Source organism: Terrisporobacter glycolicus ATCC 14880 = DSM 1288 (assembly GCF_036812735.1).
Classification (GTDB): domain Bacteria; phylum Bacillota; class Clostridia; order Peptostreptococcales; family Peptostreptococcaceae; genus Terrisporobacter; species Terrisporobacter glycolicus.
This window is the reverse complement of the sequence record NZ_CP117523.1, coordinates 172,984-197,768: the sequence shown is the minus strand read 5'-3', so window position 1 is coordinate 197,768 and position 24,785 is coordinate 172,984. Positions and strand designations below refer to the sequence as shown.

The window sequence follows — 24,785 nt, the reverse complement described above, 5'->3', positions numbered from 1 at the left end:
AAATCTATATACAATATACAATTATTGTTCCTGTTAAAAAACCTATTATACTATATAGACTTTTAGATTTTGGCATTATTTCGTCTAAAACTACAAACAACATTGTTCCTGCTGCCAAAGATAGAAATACACCAATTAAAGATTTAAAAATACCTGCAAAATATACTCCTAAAAAACTCCCTATTCCCATAGGTATACCTGCTATAAATGTAAATAAAATTATTTTTTTTGTCGGAACTCTAGCGCCAGCCAAACTAAGAGCCGTAGCTAGCCCTTCTGGTATATTATGTAGTCCAATTACTATAGCAAGAGTGATTCCTAGAGTTTGTGCTGATACAAAGGATGATCCTATTGCCAGTCCTTCTGGCAAATTATGTAGTAGTATACTTATAAATATTAAATACCCTGACTTCATATCTTCATCTAAGTCTAGTCTACTTTTAATAAACATTGTTAGTAGTACTCCCATAAATGTAAATACTACCGTATAAACTAAACCACTTGATTCCATTGCCTCTTTCATCAAATCAAAAACTACTACAGCTAACATAATTCCACCGGAAAATCCCATACAAAAATTAAGATACTTGTCTACTTCTTTTCTAAATATCGCAGATACTATACCACCAATTCCTGTACCTAATACTCCAGCCAATAGTCCTATCAACGTGACTTTTAGTATCATTCTATTTAACTCACCCCATATTTATATTTTAATATATCACTATATTCAATTATATTTAAGTGGCTATAGAAAAAATCCCTAAAAGTTTAGGGATTTTATATTGCTGTCATCTTTTTAGTTTGATCTTCCGTAATTAGTGCATCTATCATCTCGTCTATATCACCATCTAAAAATTGTTCTAACTTATAAAGAGTTAAATTTATTCTATGATCACTTACTCTACCTTGTGGGTAGTTGTAAGTTCTTATTCTTTCAGATCTATCTCCTGTACCAACCTGACTTCTTCTTTCTGCTGCAACTTCGTCATGTTGTTCTGATAGAGCTTTGTCATAAAGTCTAGCTTTTAATACTTTTAAAGCTTTTTCTTTATTTTTTAATTGTGATTTTTCATCTTGACAAGATACAACTTCACCAGTAGGTAGATGAGTTATTCTAACTGCTGAATCAGTTGTATTTACACACTGTCCACCATTTCCTGATGCACGGAACACGTCTATTCTTAAGTCATTCGGGCTTATTTCTACTTCTACATCTTCCACTTCTGGTAAAACTGCAACTGTGGCAGTAGATGTATGGATTCTCCCTCCAGATTCAGTAGCTGGTATTCTTTGAACTCTATGAACTCCTGACTCATATTTAAGTCTTGAGTACGCACCCCTACCTTTTATTAAGAAAGATACTTCCTTGTATCCTCCAACACCAGTATCACTAGCACTTAAAAGTTCTATTTTCCATCTTCTTCTTTCTGTATATCTAGAATACATTCTGAATAAATTCCCTGCAAATAGAGCTGCTTCATCTCCACCTGCTCCACCTCTTATCTCAACTATAACGTTCTTCTCATCGTTAGGATCTTTTGGTAATAAAAGAATCTTTAATTCTGCTTCTAATGGTTCAACCTGACCTTCTAATTCAGATATTTCCATTTTAGCTAATTCTCTTAGTTCCTCATCAGACTCTTCTTCTAAAATAGCTTTAGATTCACTAAGGTCATTTAATACATTTTTATATTCTCTGTATTTATGAACGATAGGTTCTAAATCTGCATGTTCTTTCATATACTTTTGCCAAACTTTTTGGTCATTTATTATTTCCATATCACTGATTTTTTCAGTTAAATCTATATATTTATCTTCTAAAACCTGTAGCTTGTTTAACATACTTTTCACCTCTTTTATTCGTACAATCTCAGCATTTTATTATATCATAAAACACTTCCTATAACAACTCTGTCAATTTGTTGCAAGTCTTTTATAGTATATATATTAGTATATCCATCTGACTCCATTAACTTACTCACTTCTTCACTTTGGTCATGACCTACTTCATAAGCTAAAATTCCATCTTTATTAAGATACTTTTTAGATTGTCTAGTTATACTTCTATAAAAATCTAATCCATCTATTCCACCTTCCAATGCATTATATGGTTCAAAATCTTTAACTTGTTTATCTAAGGTTTCTATGACTTCTCTTTTTATATACGGAGGATTAGATACTATTATATCAAATCTCATATCATTATCTATATTAGTAAATAAGTCCGATTTAATAAACGTTATTCTATCATTTACATTATTACTTTCAGCATTTTTTTTGCCTATTTCCAAAGCTATATCTGATATATCTACAGAAGTAATTTTAGCATTGTCTAAGTATTTAGCTAAACTAACAGTAATAGCGCCAGAGCCTGTTCCAATATCAAGTATATTTATAGCTCCTCTGCTTTTTCCTAATTCAATAACTTCTTCTACTAACACTTCTGTGTCTGGTCTTGGTATTAAAACACCTTCTTGAACATAGAAATCCAACCCCATAAATTCACGATTTCCTACAATATAAGCAATTGGTCTATTATTTAATCTTTCATTTATAAATTTACTAAATAGTTTTTCTTCATCCTCACTTAATGATTTCTCCAAGTTCAAAAGTATATATAATCTATCTACACAAAGGACTTTTTGTAGTAATATTTCCACATCAAGTCTAGGCGTAGGACTTATTTCTTCAAGTTCCTTTGAATATCTTATAATTATTTCCTTAATAGTCATAAGTTTCTCCTTATTTATATTAAATTACAGCCTTCAATGCTTTTATTGCTACCTCTAATTGTTCATCATTTGGTTCATTTGTAGTAATATGTTGAAGCATCATTCCTGGATATGCAACAATTTTACTTAATATATTATTATATTTCCCAAGAAATTTTATTATTTCATAAGATATTCCAGCAACTATAGGTATACATAATATTCTCATTGCTATTCTAGCTAAAATATTTGGCCATCCAAAGAAAGAAAATAATATAATTGATGTTGCCATTACTATAAATAAGAAGTTTGTACCACATCTAGGATGCAGAGTTGTGAATTTTCTTGCGTTTTCTACTGTTAACTCTAAACCACTTTCATAGCAATAAATAGCCTTATGTTCTGCTCCATGATACATAAAGGTTCTTTTTATATCTTTATTTCTAGATATTAATAACATATATAATATTAATATACATATTCTAAATAAACCTTCAATCAAATTAAGTATTATATTGTTGTGTATAAATGATGAAAATAACCCTCCTATAGATGTTGGTATTAATACAAATAATCCAACAGAAAGAATCATTGCTAAAATAAGAGATACTGCCATAATTGCATCATTAGCTTTATCTTTAAATATTCTTTTTAGAAATCTATCTATTGCATCTTCCTCTTCTTCTTCTCCTAAAAAAAATTCTGATGAATAGTTTAAGCTTTTCATACCTTCTATCATAGTTTCAAATAATATAAATGAACCTCTTAAAAAAGGTATCTTATCAATCTTTTTATCTTTTATCCAACTTTTTATTCTCTGTTTTTTTAATTCAATTTCTCCATTGCTTTTTCTAACAGCAATCGCTCTGTAATTTTTAGACTGCATCATAACACCTTCAATTACAGCTTGCCCTCCAACACTTTGCTTTTTCATGGTAATACTCCTCATAATAATTTTTCTAACACTAAAACTATTATAATATAAAAATTCCCCTTAGAGTATTATATTATACTTTTAAGGGGTTAATAATTTACTTTACCACATGACACTTTCTGCATCTAGCTTCATAGCTTTCTACAGCTCCTACTTGAATAATAGGATCATCATATTTTGCCGGTTTTCCATCTATTAATCTTTGTGATCTTGTTGCTGGTTGGCCACACACAGAGCAAATAGCTTGAATTTTATCTACAAATTCTGCAACCGCTAAAAGTCTTGGTGTAGGACCAAATGGTTCTCCTTTGAAATCCATATCTAGACCTGCTGCTATAACTCTTACTCCCTTGTTGGCTAAGTCAACAGCAATATCTACTATTTCTTCGTCAAAAAATTGCACCTCATCTATACCAACAACTTGAACATCTTCATCTATTAAATCATAGATGCTAGATGTTTCTTTTATTGGAATAGCTTCTATACTGTCCCCACTATGAGATACAACATCTTTTTTACTATATCTATCATCTATATGAGGTTTAAATACAATAATATTTTGTTTTGCAATTTTAGCTCTCTTTAATCTTCTTATTAATTCTTCGCTCTTTCCACTATACATAGGTCCAACTACTACTTCAATATAACCATGGTTTACTGGTCTATACATATTTTCGAACCTCCTAAGCTTTTATCTAATGTTATTATTGATAATATTCTAAAATTATGTATTTTTTTAGTAATTAGGGAAATAAAATAGGAGTTGGATAACCAACCCCTTTTTTTACAATAATTAATCCATTTTGAATCTTTTTTTGAATTTGTCGATTCTTCCACCTTTTTCTATGTTCTTTTGCTTTCCAGTATAGAAAGGATGGCACTCTGAACATATTTCAACTCTTATTTCGTCCTTAGTTGAACCAGCCATGAAAGTATTTCCACATGCACAGTGTACTTCAACTGCATTGTATTTTGGTTGTATATCTTTTTGCATTCTTAGTCACCTCTTTTTCAATTATATTCTAAATTAATTATATTAATTTTAAGTTTTCATCTTCAACTACATCATTATATCACATGTTTTTTAGTGATACAAGGATTTTTGTATTTCTTCGTCATATGATTTTAGGTTTATAGATTTTACTTAATACCTCTTATAAATTCTTCATTAGTTTTTGTTTTCTTTAGCGCATCAATTAGGTTATCTGTGACTTCTAATATAGAGTTATTGCTCATTTCTTTTCTTAGTTTCCATAAAGCTGTTTTTTCTTCTTCTGTAAGTAGTAAGTCTTCTCTTCTTGTTCCTGACTTATAAATATCTACAGCAGGGAATATTCTCTTTTCGGCAAGTTTTCTATCTAGATGTAGCTCCATATTACCAGTTCCTTTGAATTCTTCGAATATTACATCATCCATTCTAGAACCCGTCTCTACTAATGCAGTCGCAAGTATTGTTAATGAACCACCTTGTCTAATATTTCTAGCTGCTCCGAAGAACTTTTTAGGTCCATGTAGCGCTCCTGGGTCAAGCCCCCCTGATAAAGTTCTTCCTGTTGGTGATATTGTTAAGTTATAAGCTCTTGCTAATCTTGTTATACTATCAAGAAGTATTACAACATCTTTTCCATGTTCAACAAGTCTTTGAGCTCTATTTAATACCATTTCTGCAACTTTAACATGATGATTTGATACTTGGTCAAATGTTGAATAAATAACATCACCATTAATAGATTCTCTCATATCTGTAACTTCTTCTGGTCTCTCATCTATTAGTAATACTATTAATTCCACATTAGGATGGTTTTTGGCAATGCTATTAGCCACACTTTTAAGAAGTATAGTTTTCCCTGCCTTTGGTGGCGCAACTATAAGACCCCTTTGTCCCTTCCCTATTGGCGAAATTAAATCGATTAATCTAGTTGATATTTCATTTTGACTTTTTTCAAGTGTCAGTCTTTCCTCTGGGTATATTGGTGTTAAGTTAACAAATGATTTTCTGTTTATACAAGTTTCTGGGTTTTCCTCATTAACTTTCTGTACAAATAGTAATGCTCTAAACTTTTCTCCTGTTTTTGGATGTCTTGTTATACCTCTAACTTTATCTCCTGTTTGAAGGTTAAATCTTCTTATTTGAGATGGAGAAACATATACGTCTTCATCTGTAGACTGATAATTAGATCCTCTTAAGAAACCAAATCCATCAGGAAGTATTTCTAAAACTCCAACTACTTCATCATCTTTAGAAGTATTAAACTCATTAATTATTTTAGATTCTTCAACAACTTTTGGTACATAATTACTTTTATTATTTCTCTGATTTCTATTTTCCATACTTGAGGTTTTATTATTATTGTTGAAATTACGAGAATTGTTTTGATTTTCTCTACTATGGGTTTTCACATAAGATCTATTATCTAATTTATCACCAGGTTTAAAATTTTCCGTATCACTATTTCTATTAATAAATTGTTTGTTTCTGTCCCCACTATTATCTATATTTTCTCTTCCCTGTTTTTGTTCTTTAGCCTCTATATCTTCATTATGATATTCTTTATTTGTGCTTACTTCATTATTACCTAACATCTTCTTATCTTTTTCATTATTATTTTTTGAGTTGCTATTAATTAACTCAATTAATTCATTTTTTTTGTATTTAGTAACTGATTTTATATCTAAGTCTTTAGCTATTTGTCTAAGCTCCGCTAAAGTCTTTTTACTCAATTCTTCCATTGTTATATTTTCCAAATTCAAAGGAACCTCCTCACATTTTATTTAAGGCTGTAATTAAATTTTAATTTTATAGGGAATATAGGGTGTGAAAAAGAAAAGTAATTTTTTTAAATATGAAATTTAATAAACTAATAATATCACTATTAAATATCATGGTCAACACGTAAAACTCCTAGTTCTTATCTTTTTTATTATTTTTACTATTATTTGTAAATTTATTCATCAAAATCAAAAAAATTTATTTCGTTTAAGTCACTACATAGGCCCTACTTTTAAGGTAACTAACAAGATACTTTTATTCCACATGTATGCCAATACGTTGATACCACTTCAAATAGTTCTATTTTTACATTAAAAATATTTAAAATTATAAAAAAGTGGACAGTTTGCCCACTTTTTATTTATTCCATATTATATTTTTTCATTAAATCAATAAGTATTTCGTTTTTATCAAGGTTATGAGTTGCATCTACAAATCTTATTGTTCCTGTCTTTCCTCTCATTACAATAGATTCAGTTTTAGCTTTATTATCTCCTACATTTATTACACCTTTTAATAAGTTCCCTTCTGTAATTCCTGTGGCAGCAAAGAATAAATCATCACCTTTAGCTAAATCTTCTAAAGTTAATTTCTTTTCTATATCTTCATCAGATAGTCCCATCTCATGACATCTGTTTCTTTCTTGTTCACTCATAGGGTAAATTTGCGCTTGCATATCTCCACCCATACATTTTATAGCTGCTGCTGTTATTACACCTTCTGGTCCTCCACCGATTCCCATAAGTATATCTACACCAGTTTCTTCAAAACAAGTAGCAATACCTGTAGCTACATCTCCATCACCAAACATTCTTATTTGGCAACCTAATTTTCTAGCCGGTTCAATTATATAATTATGTCTTTCTCTATCTTGTGTCATTATTGTCATTTGCGTAGTTTTTTTACCTAAAGCTTTTGCCACACTTAATATATTTTCTTCAACACTTTTATCTAAGTCTATACATCCTTTTGCTTTTGGCCCAACGACAATTTTTTTCATATAGGTGTCTGGGGCATGAAGTAGGGAACCTTTTTTCCCAACAGCGATTACTGATATGGCATTTGGCAGTCCTTTTGCTATTAGTGTAGTTCCATCAAGTGGATCCACAGCTATATCAACTTCCATAGAATCCTCTGTTTGTAATCCAACCTTTTCCCCTATATAAAGCATCGGTGCTTCATCTAACTCACCTTCGCCAATAACTACTTCTCCCTTAATTTTCACAGATTCAAAAGCTCTTCTCATCGCTTCTACCGCAGCTCCATCTGCTCCATTTTTATCTCCTCTTCCCATAAACTGAGAAGATACTAATGCTGCTGCTTCTGTTACTCTTACAAGTTCTAATGCTAAATTTCTATCCATTAATTTCCCATCTCCTTTATTATATTACATAGAAAATTATATATTATATACTTATTTTAGTAAATAGTATACCATATACTATTTTATTTTTTATTATAAATACAAATGTGATACACTATAATTTTTTATTGTACAATCATATATAAATAGTAGTTTTGTTCACATAAAAAAAGCCAGTCTTAAAAGACCAGCTTTTCACTATAATGACGATGCTAACATTCTTATTAACGTAGAAATACTTGTTAATATAAAAATTACAGCTATTCCTATTGCTAGAACTTTAGTCATTTTTTTTTGCATATTTTTAGCCATATGAATCACCTCTCTAAATTTTGTACCTATTCTTTATCAGCGTCTTCAAGGCTAACTTTTTTAAGATATTTCATAAAATCATCTCTTAACTCATCTTTTTTAAGAGCAAAATCTACAGTAGCTTCTAGGAAACCTAATTTGTCCCCCACATCGTATCTTCTTCCCTCAAAATTATATGCGTACATAGCCTCTTTTTTAGATAGTCTTTTTAAGGCATCTGTTAACTGAACTTCTCCACCTTTTCCTATAGGTAAGTCTTCTAGTATATCAAATATTTCAGGTGTAATTATATATCTTCCTAAAATTGCAATATTAGAAGGTGCTTTATCTATATCAGGCTTTTCAACTAGATCCTTAACTTTGTAAACTCTATCTTCTATATGTTTGGCATCTATTATACCATACTTATTTACATTTTCACTTTCAACTGTTTGAACTCCAAGAATAGTAGTTCTATATTCCTCATAAGCATCCATAAGTTGTCTCAAGCATGGAACGTCATTATCTACAATATCATCTCCAAGCATGACAGCAAAAGGTTCATCTCCTATGAAACTTCTTGCACAATATATGGCATCTCCAAGTCCCTTAGGCTCCTTTTGTCTTATATAATAGATGTTTATCATCTTAGATATATCTCTAACTATTTCTAGTAATTCTGTCTTTCCTTTTTGTTCAAGTTCTAATTCTAACTCTACTGATTTATCAAAATGATCTTCAATAGATTTTTTATTTTTACCAGTTATTATTAATATTTCCTCTATTCCAGAAGCCACAGCTTCCTCAATTATATATTGCAAGGTTGGTTTATCAACAATAGGTAACATTTCTTTTGGTTGAGCCTTTGTTGCTGGTAGAAATCTTGTTCCGAGACCTGCCGCAGGTATCACCGCTTTTCTTATTTTCCTTTGCATAATGTTATTCCCTCCAATAATCTTAAATACAATAAATTATATTCATATTTATTTTATCATCATACTTATAGTTTTGTCATGTTTATTATTAGTTAAACAATTACTACTCTTCTAATAATTTTTCTAACTCATCTACCAGTTGATCAAATTTATCTATAGTGTTTTTAATAGGCTTTTGACTATTTAAATCAACATTATTAGATTTTAACAGATTTAAAGGATAATCTGAACCACCTTTTTTAAGGAAATTCAAATAGTTATCTGGTCCATTTTTTAGTACATCTTGAGCACAAGTAACAGCACTACAGCATCCTGTTGCATATTTATATACATAAAAACTATTATAAAAATGAGGTATTCTAGCCCACCCCACCATAGATAATGGATCTACTTCAAAATCATCTCCATAGTATTTTTTCAACAACATAGACCATTTATCATTTAATACTAATGCATTTAGTTGTTTATTATTTTCTGCAGATTCATGTATATAATCTTCAAATTCCGCATACATAGTTTGTGTATATAGTGTATTTTTTATAAAATCTAAATACATGCTAATATAATACGCCTTTTCTTTATTATTTTTTGCATTTTTAATCAAATTTTCATAAAGAAGTACTTCATTAGTTGTTGATGCTACTTCATGAGTAAAAATAGATGGAGAAGAATTATAAAAGTTTTGATTTTTAGTACTTAAATACTCATAAACTCCATGACCAAGTTCATGAACTAATGTAGATACCCCTCCTATAGAGCTATTATAGTTAAGTAGTATATAAGGATGATTGTCATACACTGATAAACAATATCCTCCGCTAACTTTATTTTCTTTAGAGTATACATCTATCCATCTTTCATTAAATGCCTTATAAACTATACTTCCATATGCATCACCCAAAGGTGCCAAAGCAGAATAAACCATACCTTGAGCTTTATCATAAGAAACAACCTCTTCGTATTCACTAACAATAGGTACAAACATATCATAATAATATACTTTATCTAAGTTTAAAACTTTTTTCCTAAGACTAATATACTTATGTAAACTATCTGTATTTTTGCTTACAGTTTTTATTAATCCTTTATAGACTTTTTCATCTATATTATCTGAGTCTAAATGCATTTGCAAAGATGAGTCATAATTTCTAACTGAAGAATAAAACACATTTTTATTAACCTGTCCACTTAACAATCCTGCTAAAGTATTTACATTATCGTTATATGGAAGAAATTCATTTTTATAAGCTTCTACTCTTTTTTCTCTATTATAGTCTTGTATAGCATTTTCGTATTCTGCAGGAGTTGTATTGGTTTTTTTATCCATATTTCTAAATAAATCGTAAACATTACTAGGTAGTCCATTTATAGATGACATGTTTGATAATATATTTTCACTTTTATCATCTAAATAATGTTTTTGATTTCTTCTAATATCTTTTATATACATACCATACTTATTATTAATTTTTTTATCGGATAGATATTTATTACAATCTTTATCTGATAATTTAAGTATTTCTAACTCCAACTGTGATGTGATCTTCATATACCTAGAATAAGATTTTTTAATTTCTTCTGTCATGTTTAGATACTCATAGGAATTCTTATTTAAATCTTTTTTTAACTTAGCATAAGCTGATAGAGAGTTTAGCTTTATATCAAGTTTTTCTTTTATTCCCATTCCTAAAGATAAATGAGTTTTTGATTTTGTTAATTTTCCTATATAGTTTTCAAGCTCATTCATCTCTTGATTAAATTTTTTTAAGTCTTTTGACCATGCATCGTCATTTTTATATAAGGTATATAAATTCCAACAATACTTACTATAATCAATTTCTTTTTTTGGTTTCTCTTCATCTTTTTCATTTTGTGCAAAAACTGTAGCACAATTATGATAATTATCTTGTCTTGTAGTATAAATTCCAAATAATAATAATAAAACGATTAATAATTTTAATAACTTTCTGCCCATAAAAAGCCACCCTTTCATCAAGTTACTTAATAATAGGATGGCTTATTTTTTACAAATTATTCAATTTTACATATTGTGTGTAACCAAGACTTATCCACAATCTTATTCACATATCAACACCCCTTCTTTTTAATATGTTTTAGTATTTTCAACGGTTTTATATTAACAAATTCACATTACTTCACCATATTCCTCCTATTTATCAACATTTTTTACAATCTTATCAACAAAATTTATAGATATTTATACTTTTTTGTTGATATTTATATTTTAATTGCTGACAACTTTAGTTACCAACACGGTCATATCATCATCTACCTCTCCAAGCTGTAATTCTAGAGCTCGGTCTAAAATTTGATTTGCGATTTCCTTTGGATTAGTTGTTGTTAAATTTTTTAGGAAGTATATTAGCCAATTTTCTCCAAAGTCATTATTTTTACCAGCATCAACAATTCCATCAGAGACCATTATTATAAAATCACCATTCTTTATTTTAACATTGTGTCTGTCTAAATTTATTTCAGATAAAATTCCAACTGGTAATGAAGAAGATGAAATTATATCCACATCCTTATTTTCTCTACTAATATATGTTGAGCAAGCACCCATTTTAACAGTTTCTAACCTTCCTTTTTTCAAATCAACTATACCTAAATCCAGTGTAGAAAAAATTTCTTCCGATGATTTAAGTAAAAGCATATTGTTTATTGTGTTTATGACTATCTCTTTGTCAATTTTAGCTTCCATCATATTTTCCAAAATGTCTATAGTAACAGATGATTCATCATATGCCTTTTTGCCTTTTCCCATACCATCACTTATTGCCATCATATATTTGCCATCATATATTTCCATGAATGTATAATTGTCTCCACAGAATATATGACCATCTCTAGACATGGTTGCTACCTCTGTGACCACCTTAAATTTCTCAGCTTTTGTAAAAATAACCTTACAATTTTCTCCTAAACAATGACACCCGATCTTTTGAATATCTAAAGTTTCTCCTAAAAAGTTAGAAATAATTTTTAATAATTTCTCATCACACAAGCAACCATCTCTGCAGTTTTTCATTTCGATGGCTATTTTAAAATCATCGTTATTTTCTTGAATATAATTAACCTTGTCCACAATTATATTGTATCTTTGAAGCTCATCAAAGATTTCTTTTTCCTTGTCCAAATTCAACATAATATCATGCTCCAAGCCTTTGGATATACATTCTATGGATTTGGATATGTCTTTTATTTGTTTTGATATAACCTTTCTACTTTCACTTAGTTTCATACTCCAATCATAGTCTAGAGCATATAGTTTATAATAATAATTAGCTACTCTTACAATTAGCTCTGGCTTCATACACTCTTTCCTAAAATTTTCTGGAATATCCCTTGTACTTATCTCACCATCCTCTATTTTTTCAATTATTTCATATATTAAGTTGTAAGTATAATTAAATTTTGATTCCCAACAAATTCGCTGCATACTACAATATTGGCATTCATCATTATGAATTAAATCAATTATTGTAGATATATCTCTTTGGTCTATTACTTTGTCTCTTTCTCTTACCTTGTCAAAAGTATTAGCTAACTCACTATATACTCTTTGTATATTCATAAGTTTGCTATTTGTTAAATTTTTACTTCTCGTTATATATTCATAAACAGCTTCGTTAGAGTCTACCTTGGTTTTTACTAGTTTCTCCATCTTATTAAAAAATGATTTTGGTATTAAGGAAACTATTAAACACCCTATGGCTATATCAATTATTTTTGATAAATTTGAAGTTATTCCTGAAGTATAGGAATATATTATAATCCAACTTAATAAATATCCTAATATAGAAATATATTTATTTAATTTATTAAATGCCCCTGATACAAGGCCTGCAAAAGAATATACTCCCATGTATAAGGCTGATACTACGTTAGATATCATAAAACCTAAACCAACGATAACTCCACTTGTAGCACCTAGAGTTGATCCTCCAAGTATAGATGCTATAAGTATTAACACAGTTGCTAAAACCCCTCTAGCTGAAACACCAAATAAACCTATATTGCCTATACCTATTATACTAAAGGCAATCAGTAGGCTGAGGGAAACTACCTCCTCGGGACTTATGTACATCTTGTTCCTATTATTTATTAAAAACTTTGTCCCAAATGAAAATATATATGATGAAATAAACGTGACTACAAACTCCATAAAAACTATTATAAAATCGTATATGTTGTTATTACCATAATATGCTGTTTGTCCCAAAGACATAGGAAGTAATATTACAGCTCCTAATAAACTTATCTTGGCTACAGAATCCAACCTTTTAATCTTATTACTAAAAGCGAAAATAATAACTAAACATATACTGTACTTAGCAACAGATGATATATCATTAAATGATAATAATATGCCCAACAAAGTTGACAAAAATACCTGATATTTATATTGATCTAATTTAACAAAAAATAAGAAAAATGCTATTCCAAAGGGTGCTACCCCATCCACAATGGTGAATCGACTAAGAAAAAATCCCAGCAGCATAAAAATCGCCGTCTTTGTGTTTATATATTTATTTATTTTTAATTTATTTAAATTAATACCTCTATTCTTTATTGCAGCTCCATTTCTCTCCATAAAAAATCTCCTCCTTTGTTTACTGTTTACAATGAATTATATCAAAGGGGAGAATTATATTTTGTCACAATTAGTTTTAGTATTCCTAAAAAATTAAGACATATTTTTTGAGTTTTGACACATTAAGCCTTCCAAATTATCGTACTCACTTATCATTATTTTTTCAAATTCTAACTTTTCCATTACAATATGTAATATTTTTACACCAGCCGTTATAATATCCGCTCGTTTTGGCTGTAGTCCTTTTAAGGTTTTCTTATCATTTAATGTCATTATTTTTAAATTTTGTAGAATTTTTTCTAAATCTTTTTTTGTAACCACACTATTATGAACTTTTTCCATAGAATATACTTCTAATTGTTGATTCATAGCAGAAAGTGAAGTAATTGCGCCTCCAATTCCCACTATTTTGCTTATATTCATTGTTTTAAGCTTATCTATAGTAGATGATATTGTATCTTGTATAAAAATTGTCATATCATTAAATTCTTCATTGCTAATAGGATCTGATGTAATAAATTTTTCTGTCATCCTTAACGCTCCAACATTTTCACTTTTACAAAGCTTAATTCCTTTCTCATTTCCAACTATAAACTCTGTAGAACCACCACCAATATCTATTACTAATATATCTTCTTTTTTATCACCTTCTATGCCTTTCAGTACACCCATAAAACCTAAATTAGATTCTTCTTCTCCACAAATTATCTTAACATCAATATCTGTTAATTTTTTTGCTTCATTAACAAAGTCCTGTCCATTTTTACTATCTCTAAGAGCTGATGTTCCCATACAATATACTTTTTCACACTTTTCCTCTCTACATTTATCAGAGAACCCTTTAAGAGCTTTTAAGTTTCTTTCTAATGCATCTTTTGTAATATATCCTTCTTGGTCAACTCCTTGACCTATTCTAGTTGTATTTATATACTTTTTTCTATTTTCTATTTTATCGCCTTCAAAATCTGCAATTAATAATCTCATGGAGTTTGTTCCAATATCGATTGTTCCTATTTTCATTTTTATCCTCCTTAGTCAAACTTATAATATATTATTATAAACGAAAAAGAGATAACTTAGTTATCTCTTTCACTGGAATCCGCATATATTATTTCATTTGATTTAATCATACCAAGCTGCTCTCTTGCCGCTGATTCTAAATCATTACTTTTACAAATTTTTTCTAACTTACTTATTTCCTCTTTAGTATCTTCTATCTGGTTGTTTATTTGTGCTATCTGGCCTTTATACTCATTTATTTTCCTAATCTGAAATATAAATCCAGTGATGATACTAAACACTAAAAAAAATACAAATAAACTTAGAATCATATACTGACCCATAAATCTTTTTAACATTTTTATCTTCATGCACCTACACCCTTTTTCTTTTTTCTTTTTCTATTAGTTGATAAAAGTATACTCGGTATATAACAAATAATATCAAAAATAAGGTGTATTGAATAGATAATAATGTAATACAAATTATTTAAAAAACCGACTATGTAGTATATAGTCTTTTTGAATAAGCTTGTTATAAAAGAAATTATTTTATTAAACATGGTAAAAATATATTTACTTATGGTGTTGTAATATAAAATAAAACCTAGAAATAAGGCTACAAAATGATAATATCTTAAGTCAAATCTTTCTAATAAATTGATTGTTATAAAAATTACAGTTGTTATAAGTATCCAAAATGTAACATCAAAAACAAAAGATATTTTCTTTACTATTTTAAAATTGGCCCTTAATGCTCTATAAAAATCAAACAATAGACCTATTACTATTCCACCATAAATAGTAAGGTAAAATATACCTATATCTTCTACAAAGAATCCCATTATTTAAATACCTTTTTTAAAAATTTTTCTTCAGGTTTTTTCTCTTTGGCATAATTTATAGAATTTACAGTACCTTCTACACTTATTATATTTTCTTCTAAGTTTAGCTTATTCATATCCAAGCCTTCACCTTCAACAATAAGCCTTCCTGCTGAAGTTAAAAGCTCTACCCTCTTATCATTAAAAGAATATATATGATCTACTCCTGATATAACTAGACTAGATCTGTTTTTTAAACTTATATTATGTTCCATCATATCCCCCCAGTATATATAAATTACTCCTAATATAAATATACTGAGGTTGTGTAAATATTATTCTACTATCTCATACATTTCCTTTGCTTCAGCCTTAAGAACATGTTCTTTTATTTCAGTTATTTTAAACTTCATTACTTTTTCTCCAAAAGTAATTTCTAATATGTCACCTGTATTAACTTCTGAAGATGATTTTGCTTGTTTTCCATTTATAGTTACTATCCCTTTATCACAAGCTTCTTTTGCCACTGTTCTTCTCTTTATTATTCTGGATACTTTTAAAAATTTATCTAGTCTCATATGACCTCCTTAGTATGCAGAAAAAGTGTGGGAAGCCCACACTTTTATCTATTATAATCTCTATTATATTCTTATTTGTTTATAGCTTCTTTTAAAACTTTTCCAGCTTTGAATACTGGAGCTTTTGAAGCAGGTATTTCTATAACTTGTTGTGGGTCTCTTGGGTTTCTTCCTTGTCTAGCAGCTCTTTCTCTAGTTTCGAAAGTTCCAAATCCTACTAATTGTACTTTTTCTCCTCCAACTAATGCTTCTTCAACTGAAGCCATGAATGCATTTAATGCATCTTCTATTTGTTTTTTAGTTAATTCTAACTCACTTTTTTCTGCCATTTTTGATACTAATTCAGCTTTATTCATTATTTTTACCTCCTAAAATGTGTTAATATAAAACTCTTTTCTTGTAAGTTCTATATATTTATGAAATTTCCTTCTATTATTTATTGAAATTTAGCCTTTTCCCATAGTTTATCCATTTCTTCTAATGTCATTTCTTCCAATGTCTTATTCATTGCTTTAGCATTATCTTCTATAAATTTAAATCTTTTTATAAATTTCTTACTAGTTAAGTTTAATGCTTCTTCTGGATCAACTTGTAAAAATCTAGCTAAATTTACTATTGAAAATAATAAATCGCCTAACTCTTCCTTTATGTATTTTATATTCCTTGATTTACATTCGTCAAGTAGTTCTTTGTATTCTTCTTCAACTTTTTTACAAACATCGCCAATATTATCCCAGTCAAATCCTACTAGAGCGGCCTTGTATTGTATTTTTTCTGCTTTAGTTAGAGCCGGCAAAAATTGAGGAATCCTTTGTAAGCCCTCAGTTACACTGGTCTCACCTTTTTCCTTCTTTTTCAGTTCTTCCCATGTTTTATCAAATTTATTCATATCTATATCAACATTTTCAAAAACATGAGGATGTCTATGTATTAATTTGTTACAAATACTACTTGATACGTCACTAAGGTTAAAGAATCCTTCTTCCTCTCCTATTTGACAATGGAATATAACTTGCAAAAGTACATCTCCCAACTCTTCAATTAATTCATCAATATCATCATTGTCAACAGCTTGTACCACTTCATAAGCTTCTTCTATTAAATATTTTTTTAGAGACTCATGAGTTTGTTTTGCATCCCATTCACAACCTAATGGTCCTCTAAGCTTTTTCATTATATTTTGTAGGTCATGAACTGTATTATATAACTTTTTATCGCTTTTGGGTATGTACAAACTTGTTAAGTAACTAAAAAGTTCAGGCTTTCTATCAAGTTCAAATAATTTTACATATGTTTTATTTTCTAAATCTTTTATTCCTGCACCATTTACTATACAAACTTCTTGTTCATCATCGTAATGTTCCATTAATTTCAATTTAACATTTGATGCAATAAAAGAATCATATATTTGCGTTATTATAGTATTTGTACTTATATCTATATAAGACTCTTCTAACTCAAAAGCATCTAATAGCTTAAATCCTTCTGCCGGGTCTACTCCTAGATAATTATACATAGCATCTACAAAGCTCATAGACGGTATTATATCCAGTTCTAGGCTATTTGCTATACATAAACCTTCTATAATGCCTACAGTCTTTTCTGCAACGCGAGGATGACCTGGAACTGCATAAACTAAGTCTTCATTTTTGCCTTTTTCTACTATAAATTTTGCAATTTGTCCATATACCTCTTCAAAGTTATCTTCTTTTTCATAAAAGTAATCTAAAGCAGTATATTTAATTTTTTCTTGTAATTGTTCTACTGTTGGATGTTTCTTAGTTCTTAAATAAACATTAGAACTAGAACTTAATGCTTCTAATGCACCTTGGCTAATCAATGAATAATCTCCAGGTCCTAGTCCTACAATAGATATTTTTCCCATTTTATTATCTCCTATAATATGAATGATAAGATTACACTTCAGTATAATCCTATCATTCATTTATATATTTTTCTATTTCATAAGTTTAAGTTTTCTTAAAATTGAGTAGATTTTTTCACCTTTTGGCATAGTTAAAATTTCTTCTTTTCTAATTCCACCTATTCCTAGTAAAACTAAACCATAAACAATCCCACCGATAGCTATTGAAACTAGAGTTGATAATGAGTTTCCTAAGAAACCTACCATAAATCCGTACGATAGCTTAACAACTACATACATTGTTATAACTGTTATCATTGGTTTTATAACAAACTCTTTCGGTGATAATCTTAATTTTAGATGTCTCTTTATATACATAAACTCTATTATAGATGCTACTGCATATGCTGATAAAGTACCTACTCCAGAACCTATTATATTTATTGATGGTATACCTGTTAATACATAACTTAGTACTACTTTAAATACCATTCCTATAGCCAGTGCTATAACTGGCATCATAGGTTTCCCCATACCCTGTAGTATACCATTTTGTGCATATATTAAACCTAAAAATACTGCACAAGGAGATACAACAAATAACATAGTTCCAAGAGTCGCTGGTTCAGCAGGATATAATAGTTTCATTATTGGACCTGCAAGGGCTGCAAATCCAAATGTAGCTGGTAAAGTAAGTAACAATATAGTTTTTAAACCCGTCTTAGCTTCTTTCCTTACTCTTTTCATTTGCTTTAATGCATAAGCTTCAGAAATAGATGGCACTAAACTCATACCTATAGCTTGGTCTATAACTACAAGTAAATTTACAGTTGATATTGCCATTCCTGATAATTGACCAAGTAGAGAATTGGCTTGTTCTATGTTAAATCCAGATTCTGTAAGCCTTCTTACTACTATTACACTATCTACCATATTTACTAAAGGCATTACACATGCACCAATACTTATAGGTATGGCAACATATAATAATCTTTTTAATATAGTACCCGTACTTTCAAGCTTTATATGCTTACTTTGAGCTATTTCAGCTTTTCTAGATTTACTACCTCTTAGATATATGTAAATTAAAAATACAGCAGACGCAAACCCACCTATTGCAGCTCCTAGTACTCCACCAGCAGCTCCCATTTGTTCTCCAAAGTTTTTCATAAGCATATATGCCAAGAATAATCCTAATACTACCCTGAAAAACTGTTCAATTATTTGAGAAATAGCTATTTTGGACATTTCTCTTCTTCCTTGGAAATATCCTCTATAAGAAGACATCAAAGGAACAAAAAGCAAAGCAGGTGAAATAGCAATTAATGCTGCGTACGCTCCACTATTTTTCAATAGTACTGTAGATATAAAATCTGCACCAAAGAAGAAAAATGAAAATGATATCAATCCAGTAATAAATAAAACTGTATATGATATTCTAAATGTTTTATTTGCTCCACCAAAATCTCCTACAGCTCTTTGTTCTGAAACTAATTTTGCAAGCGCGGTAGGAAACCCTGCTGTAGCTAATGTTAAGAACAAAGTATATACTGGATATACCGCTTGGTAATACCCTAATCCCGTTGATCCAATTATGTTACCAAGAGGAATCCTAAAAAATGCACCCATTATCTTAACGATTATACCTGCCATCCCAAGTATAAGCGCACCTTTTAAAAACGATTCTTTCTGCGCGTTATTATTCATAACTTACCTCCATATCATTTATATAACAAACTTTAATATATCACATCTATATAAGTATATTCAATAATTTAAGATTTTTTAATTATTTAGAAAACAAATTTTTTAAATACTAAAGGCCCTTATATTAAGGGCCTTTAGTATTTATTGTACCTGCTTTCCTAAAAAGCTAGTTGCAATTTTAAGAATTTTTTCTATATCTTCAGAAAAAACTTCATTGTCTTTTGTAACTACTGAAATTGAACCTATACAGTCTCCTGAATCACTTATAATTGGCATAATAATTTGACCGCTATATGGAGTAGAATCATCTTTGTATAATGGTATCATTTTATTATCATTAGCATGCTTAACTACTCTATTTTCAATCAATTGTTCTAATTCATTACTTATACTTTTTTCTTTATAATCTTTTTTAGGTAATTTAGATACAGCTATTATAGAATCTAAATCTGTTACTACGACACCTTGTCCTAGTGTTTCTCCTAATGTTTCAGCATATTCTTGTGAGAATTCATTTAACTCTCCAATTGGAGAGTATTTTTTAAGGATTACTTCTCCGTCTTTAGCTGTGAATATTTCTAGAGGATCACCTTCTCTTATTCTAAGGGTTTTTCTAATCTCTTTAGGAATAACAACTCTTCCTAAGTCGTCTATTCTTCTAACTATTCCTGTCGCTCTCATTTATTAATTAATCCCTCCATTACTGTCTTTATATGTATATATTTTTACCATTGATAAGAAAAATATACAAAAAAAGCTATATCCTTAATTGGACATAGCTTATTATATTAAAATTTAGCAGATTTTACAACATCTTCTTTTTGTTCTATCTTAGAATCTTTTTTTAGTTTTTCAACATATTCAGTATATTTTTGACCCGCTAATGTAGTCTTTATTTTATCTTTTACATCATTATAAGTTTCTTGTTTATCTATTCTATCTGTAACCTTTATTATGTGGTAACCATATTTAGTTTCTACTATGCCAGAGATTTCCCCTTTTTTCATGTTGAAAGCTGCTTCTTCAAATTCAGATACCATTTGACCTCTACCAAAAGTACCCAATTCTCCACCTTTCGATGCTGATGAATCCTGAGAGTATTCTTTAGCTACCTTTGCAAAGTCTTCTCCTGATTTAACCTTTGCAAGGGCTTCTTCTGCTTTCTTCTTAGCTTCTTTCTTTTTCTCAGCTGATAATTCTTTTCCTTCACTATCTTGAGTTTTTAATAGTATATGAGAAGCTGTTACAGTATCAGTATAAAAACTTTTTTTGTTATCCTTATAATATTTTTTCATTTCAGCTTCTGTTATTTTTGTATCTTCTTCAAATTTCTTTTGTAAATTAGTATTAGCTAAATCTCTTGCAAATTGAAACTTAAGAAAATCTTCATTTATTCCCACCTTTTTAAGTTGCTCTTGATATTCAGTATTATTTTTTGCACTTTCATTGAAACTCTTAATTTGATCTTGTACTTGCTTGTCTGTAGGAGTAACTTTTTCTTTTTCTGCTTGTTGATAAATAACCTCAGAACCTATCATAGTTTGAAGTACCATTTCTTTTAATGTATCTGAATAAGTTTTTCCGTCTTCCATTTTTTTAGACCAAATATCACTTCCATAATAAGATTCCATTGATGATTTATTTAAGTACAATAATTTTTGGTAATTCTCTAAAGTTATGTCTTGGCCATTTACTATAGCCACTGCTTTTTTATCTGCACTGCACCCTATTAATGATACTGTCATCATTAAGCACAGGATAAAAGTAAATAATTTTTTCATAAAACACCTCTCCAAATTAATTGTTTATTTTTAACATTTTTTCTAATAGTTCTTCTAATTCCTTAACTATTTTGTATCCTATTGTTTCTTTAGTTTTGTATCTAGTTAAAGGACTTAAAATTATTTCATCTTTAACTTGTCTTACTTTTTCTATTTTAAGTTTTTTGCACATAGATTTTATATAAGCAATGTTTAATAAGGTTTCTACAGGTTTAGGAATATCAGAAAATCTATCTTCCAGCTCATACTGAACTTCTGCTAAATCATCTTTATTTTCTATACATGCAATTTTCTTATACATTTCTAGTTTTATTAATTCATCATTAATATAATAATCTGGGATATATGCATTAACACTTAAATCAATTTCAACTTCCACTTCTTCAACTATAAGTTCTCCCTTAACTTTTCTTATAGCATCGTTTAGCATTTTAACATACAAGTCATATCCTATAACTGCCATATGACCATGCTGTTGAGAACCTAGTATATTTCCTGCACCTCTAATTTCCAAGTCTCTCATAGCTATTTTAAACCCTGAACCAAATTCTGTAAACTCTTTAATAGCTTTTAATCTTTTTTCTGCTACTTCGCTTAAAACCTTATCTTTTTCATACATTAAGTAAGCATAACCTTGTCTAGAGCTTCTTCCAACCCTACCACGTAATTGATATAACTGTGCTAGACCCATTTTATCTGCATCATAAATTATCATTGTATTAGCATTCGAAATGTCCATACCTGTTTCAACTATTGTTGTACAAACTAAAACATCATATTCCTTATTTAGGAAATCAATTATAATATTTTCCAGCACTTTTGGAGTCATTCTCCCATGTGCCACAGCAACTCTAGCATCTGGAACTAATTCTTGTACTTTTGCAGCCATTCTTTCAATACCTTCCACTCTGTTATATACAAAGAATACTTGCCCCCCTCTAGCTACTTCTCTTTCAACTTCATCTTGTATGATACTTTCCTTAGCCTCAGTAACATAAGTTATAACCGGATGTCTCTCTTGTGGTGGGTCTTCTATAACACTCATATCTCTAATCCCACTAAGTGACATATGAAGAGTTCTTGGTATAGGTGTTGCTGATAAAGTTAATACATCTACAGTATTTTTTATTTTCTTTAAAGATTCCTTATGCTTAACACCAAATCTTTGCTCTTCATCTATGACTACTAATCCTAGTTTAGGTAGATTTATATCTTTTGAAACGATTCTGTGAGTTCCTATTAGTATGTCAACTAAACCTTTTTTTGCATCTTCTATAATTTGTTTTTGTTGTTTTTGTGTTTTAAATCTACTTAAAACTTCTACTCTAATTGGATAATTCTCAAATCTTTCTTTAAAGGTATTGTAATGTTGCTGAGCAAGAATAGTAGTAGGAACTAATACAGCAACTTGCTTGTTATCCATACAAGCCTTAAAAATGGCTCTAATCGCTACTTCCGTCTTTCCATATCCAACATCTCCACAAACTAATCTATCCATTACTTTTGAAGATTCCATATCCTTCTTAGTTTCTTTTATAGCCTTTAATTGATCTTCTGTTTCTTCATGAGGAAATAGATCTTCAAATTCTTTTTGCCAAAGAGTATCTTTTGAGAATTTAAATCCTTTAACTTTTTCTCTTTTTGCATAAAGCTCAATAAGGTCTTTAGTCATATCTTCTATTTCTCTTTTAACCTTAGCTTTTGCTCTAGTCCACTCACTAGTTCCTAATTTATTTAATTTGACCCTTTCTACATCAGCACCAATATATTTTTGTACCTTATCCATTTGATCAATAGGTACATAAAGATTATCTCCACCTTGGTAAATTATTTTTATATAGTCTTTTTTAATTCCATTTACCAAAACTTGTTCTATTCCAGTATATCTACCTATACCACTATTCTCATGAACAACATAGTCTCCTATATTCAAATCTAGGAAAGAGTCAATCTTTTTCCCATTTTTATTTTTATTTTTTTTCTTCTTTGTTGAAGTTCTTTTTTGAACTCCTATTATTTCATTATCTGTAATTACTATAAATTTAATTGATTTATACTCAAAACCTCTTCGTATATTTCCCGGGCAAATAATTATTTGGGAAGATTGAATTTCAATATCTCTGCTCTTAGATACTATTGTTTCTACATTAAGTTCAGTCAAATCCTTGCTTAATTTCTTTGCTCTTTCTAAAGTGCTTGTCACTAGTACAACTTTATTCCCACTATATTTTAATCTGTTTAAGTCTTCTGCTAAAAGTTCTAATTTACCATTATATGGTGGTATTTCCCTAGAATCAAAATTAATAATTCTCTTTATGTTAAACTCATTTATTTGTCTTGTTAATAATGTATTTAAAAGAATAGATCTGTTTTCTATAAGGTAACTTAAGTCATTATAGGTATAAATTAGCTTACCTTGATTTTTCAGAGCTAGTCCTCTTTCTAAGTTCAATTTATAATTTTCTTTAAACTCATTAAAGTAATTTTCACACTTTTCCTTAAGTCTTGTAATATCTTGTGTGAAAATTACTGCATCTTCATTTAGATAAGTAAAAATACTTTTGTTGTCTTGAGGATAAATATAATCAATATAATTTTCTATTCCTTCAAAGTAAGTTCTACTTGATATTTTATCAATATTGGAAATAGCATCTTCATCTGTATTGTCATTGACTTCTTTTTTTAGGTTTTTTACTATTTTATCCAATTCTACAGGATATATAAACTCTCTCGATGGTGTTATTACAATCTTTTTTACTTTTTCTATAGACATTTGTGAAAACACATCAAAAGTTCGTATAGAATCTACTTCATCGTCAAATAATTCCATACGAATAGGGTTAGTGTACTCTAAAGAAAAAATATCTATTATTCCACCTCTTATACTAAATTGACCAAAGCCCTCAATTTTAGAAACTCTTTCGTATCCTAAATTAACAAGGGTATCGGTTAATTTTTCTATGTCAACAACATCTCCAACTTTATAAGTAATTATATTGTCTATTAATACTTTCTTAGGTATATACTTTCTTAAAATAGCTTCAGCAGAAGTTACTGTAATAACCTTTTCTCCTTTAGCCAATTTAAGCAGTGTTTTTAATTTTTTTGCTTCTTCGCTTCTGTCCTTTGCATCTAAATGATAAAAGTAAATATCTTGACTTGATAGATATTCTACCTTTCCTTTAATATAGCCTTCTAAATCCTCATAAACTTTTTTTGCTTCTAAATCACTATTGGCGATAAAAAGGATTTGTTTTTTTAATTCTTTAAATATAGAATAAGCTATATGTGGCTTTTGCATAGGTAATAAACCATTAACTAAGGCTGCACCATCACTTTCCTCAATATAGCTTATAATTTCCTTATATTCATTTAAATTCTGCAAAGGATATAATAATACATCCTTCATGA

The 24,785-nt window shown here is 29.2% G+C and carries 22 protein-coding genes; all 22 read right to left on the bottom strand.

Annotated elements, in window-relative coordinates; translation table 11 throughout:
* Window positions 1-4: 4 nt before the first annotated feature.
* Window positions 5-685, bottom strand: coding sequence for a ZIP family metal transporter (locus TEGL_RS01170; protein ID WP_018591937.1), 681 nt, complete (start codon window positions 683-685; stop codon window positions 5-7).
* Window positions 686-780: 95 nt separating this feature from the next.
* The gene (gene prfA / locus TEGL_RS01165) at window positions 781-1,845 is read right to left on the bottom strand and encodes a peptide chain release factor 1 (protein ID WP_018591938.1); all 1,065 of its coding nucleotides are present in this window, start codon (window positions 1,843-1,845) and stop codon (window positions 781-783) included.
* A gap of 44 nt (window positions 1,846-1,889) precedes the next feature.
* Entirely contained in the window at window positions 1,890-2,735 is an 846-nt protein-coding gene (gene prmC, locus TEGL_RS01160; protein WP_018591939.1) for a peptide chain release factor N(5)-glutamine methyltransferase, read from the bottom strand.
* 19 nt (window positions 2,736-2,754) lie between these two features.
* Complete coding sequence (locus TEGL_RS01155; RefSeq protein ID WP_018591940.1) at window positions 2,755-3,648, bottom strand: DUF1385 domain-containing protein; 894 nt, start codon at window positions 3,646-3,648, stop codon at window positions 2,755-2,757.
* Between the two features lie 97 nt (window positions 3,649-3,745).
* Entirely contained in the window at window positions 3,746-4,318 is a 573-nt protein-coding gene (locus TEGL_RS01150; protein WP_018591941.1) for a thymidine kinase, read from the bottom strand.
* Between the two features lie 123 nt (window positions 4,319-4,441).
* A complete protein-coding gene (gene rpmE / locus TEGL_RS01145; RefSeq protein ID WP_018591942.1) occupies window positions 4,442-4,642 on the bottom strand; it encodes a 50S ribosomal protein L31 in 201 nt (66 codons plus the stop codon).
* A gap of 146 nt (window positions 4,643-4,788) precedes the next feature.
* Window positions 4,789-6,378 carry a transcription termination factor Rho gene (rho, locus tag TEGL_RS01140; protein WP_081617906.1) on the bottom strand — a complete coding sequence of 530 codons (1,590 nt, stop codon included), beginning with the start codon at window positions 6,376-6,378 and terminating at the stop codon, window positions 4,789-4,791.
* A gap of 401 nt (window positions 6,379-6,779) precedes the next feature.
* A complete protein-coding gene (gene glpX / locus TEGL_RS01135) occupies window positions 6,780-7,781 on the bottom strand; it encodes a class II fructose-bisphosphatase (protein WP_018591944.1) in 1,002 nt (333 codons plus the stop codon).
* A gap of 338 nt (window positions 7,782-8,119) precedes the next feature.
* On the bottom strand, window positions 8,120-9,007 hold the full coding sequence (gene galU, locus TEGL_RS01130) for a UTP--glucose-1-phosphate uridylyltransferase GalU (protein ID WP_018591946.1): 888 nt from the start codon (window positions 9,005-9,007) through the stop codon (window positions 8,120-8,122).
* Between the two features lie 103 nt (window positions 9,008-9,110).
* Window positions 9,111-10,982, bottom strand: a complete 1,872-nt coding sequence (gene pepF / locus TEGL_RS01125) for an oligoendopeptidase F (protein ID WP_018591947.1) — start codon at window positions 10,980-10,982, stop codon at window positions 9,111-9,113.
* 270 nt (window positions 10,983-11,252) lie between these two features.
* Window positions 11,253-13,622 (bottom strand): stage II sporulation protein E, encoded by a 2,370-nt coding sequence (spoIIE, locus tag TEGL_RS01120; protein WP_018591948.1) that lies wholly within the window; start codon window positions 13,620-13,622, stop codon window positions 11,253-11,255.
* Window positions 13,623-13,715: 93 nt separating this feature from the next.
* On the bottom strand, window positions 13,716-14,642 hold the full coding sequence (locus TEGL_RS01115; protein ID WP_018591949.1) for a Ppx/GppA phosphatase family protein: 927 nt from the start codon (window positions 14,640-14,642) through the stop codon (window positions 13,716-13,718).
* A 56-nt stretch (window positions 14,643-14,698) separates the two neighbouring features.
* On the bottom strand, window positions 14,699-14,992 hold the full coding sequence (locus tag TEGL_RS01110) for an FtsB family cell division protein (RefSeq protein ID WP_018591950.1): 294 nt from the start codon (window positions 14,990-14,992) through the stop codon (window positions 14,699-14,701).
* Window positions 14,989-15,465 carry a spore cortex biosynthesis protein YabQ gene (gene yabQ / locus TEGL_RS01105; RefSeq protein WP_018591951.1) on the bottom strand — a complete coding sequence of 159 codons (477 nt, stop codon included), beginning with the start codon at window positions 15,463-15,465 and terminating at the stop codon, window positions 14,989-14,991. Before yabQ ends, TEGL_RS01110 begins: the two co-directional genes overlap by 4 nt.
* On the bottom strand, window positions 15,465-15,719 hold the full coding sequence (yabP, locus tag TEGL_RS01100) for a sporulation protein YabP (RefSeq protein WP_018591952.1): 255 nt from the start codon (window positions 15,717-15,719) through the stop codon (window positions 15,465-15,467). The genes yabQ and yabP overlap by 1 nt, the downstream gene beginning before the upstream one ends.
* A gap of 60 nt (window positions 15,720-15,779) precedes the next feature.
* Window positions 15,780-16,022, bottom strand: a complete 243-nt coding sequence (locus tag TEGL_RS01095; RefSeq protein WP_018591953.1) for an RNA-binding S4 domain-containing protein — start codon at window positions 16,020-16,022, stop codon at window positions 15,780-15,782.
* 71 nt (window positions 16,023-16,093) lie between these two features.
* Window positions 16,094-16,378: an HU family DNA-binding protein gene (locus TEGL_RS01090; protein WP_018591954.1), complete on the bottom strand. Its 285-nt coding sequence runs from the start codon at window positions 16,376-16,378 to the stop codon at window positions 16,094-16,096.
* A gap of 80 nt (window positions 16,379-16,458) precedes the next feature.
* On the bottom strand, window positions 16,459-17,907 hold the full coding sequence (mazG, locus tag TEGL_RS01085) for a nucleoside triphosphate pyrophosphohydrolase (protein ID WP_018591955.1): 1,449 nt from the start codon (window positions 17,905-17,907) through the stop codon (window positions 16,459-16,461).
* A 72-nt stretch (window positions 17,908-17,979) separates the two neighbouring features.
* A complete protein-coding gene (locus TEGL_RS01080; RefSeq protein WP_018591956.1) occupies window positions 17,980-19,593 on the bottom strand; it encodes a putative polysaccharide biosynthesis protein in 1,614 nt (537 codons plus the stop codon).
* 141 nt (window positions 19,594-19,734) lie between these two features.
* Window positions 19,735-20,274, bottom strand: a complete 540-nt coding sequence (locus TEGL_RS01075) for a stage V sporulation T C-terminal domain-containing protein (RefSeq protein ID WP_018591957.1) — start codon at window positions 20,272-20,274, stop codon at window positions 19,735-19,737.
* Between the two features lie 107 nt (window positions 20,275-20,381).
* Window positions 20,382-21,374, bottom strand: a complete 993-nt coding sequence (locus TEGL_RS01070; protein WP_018591958.1) for a peptidylprolyl isomerase — start codon at window positions 21,372-21,374, stop codon at window positions 20,382-20,384.
* 16 nt (window positions 21,375-21,390) lie between these two features.
* Complete coding sequence (mfd, locus tag TEGL_RS01065; protein WP_018591959.1) at window positions 21,391-24,783, bottom strand: transcription-repair coupling factor; 3,393 nt, start codon at window positions 24,781-24,783, stop codon at window positions 21,391-21,393.
* Between the last annotated feature and the right edge of the window lie 2 nt (window positions 24,784-24,785).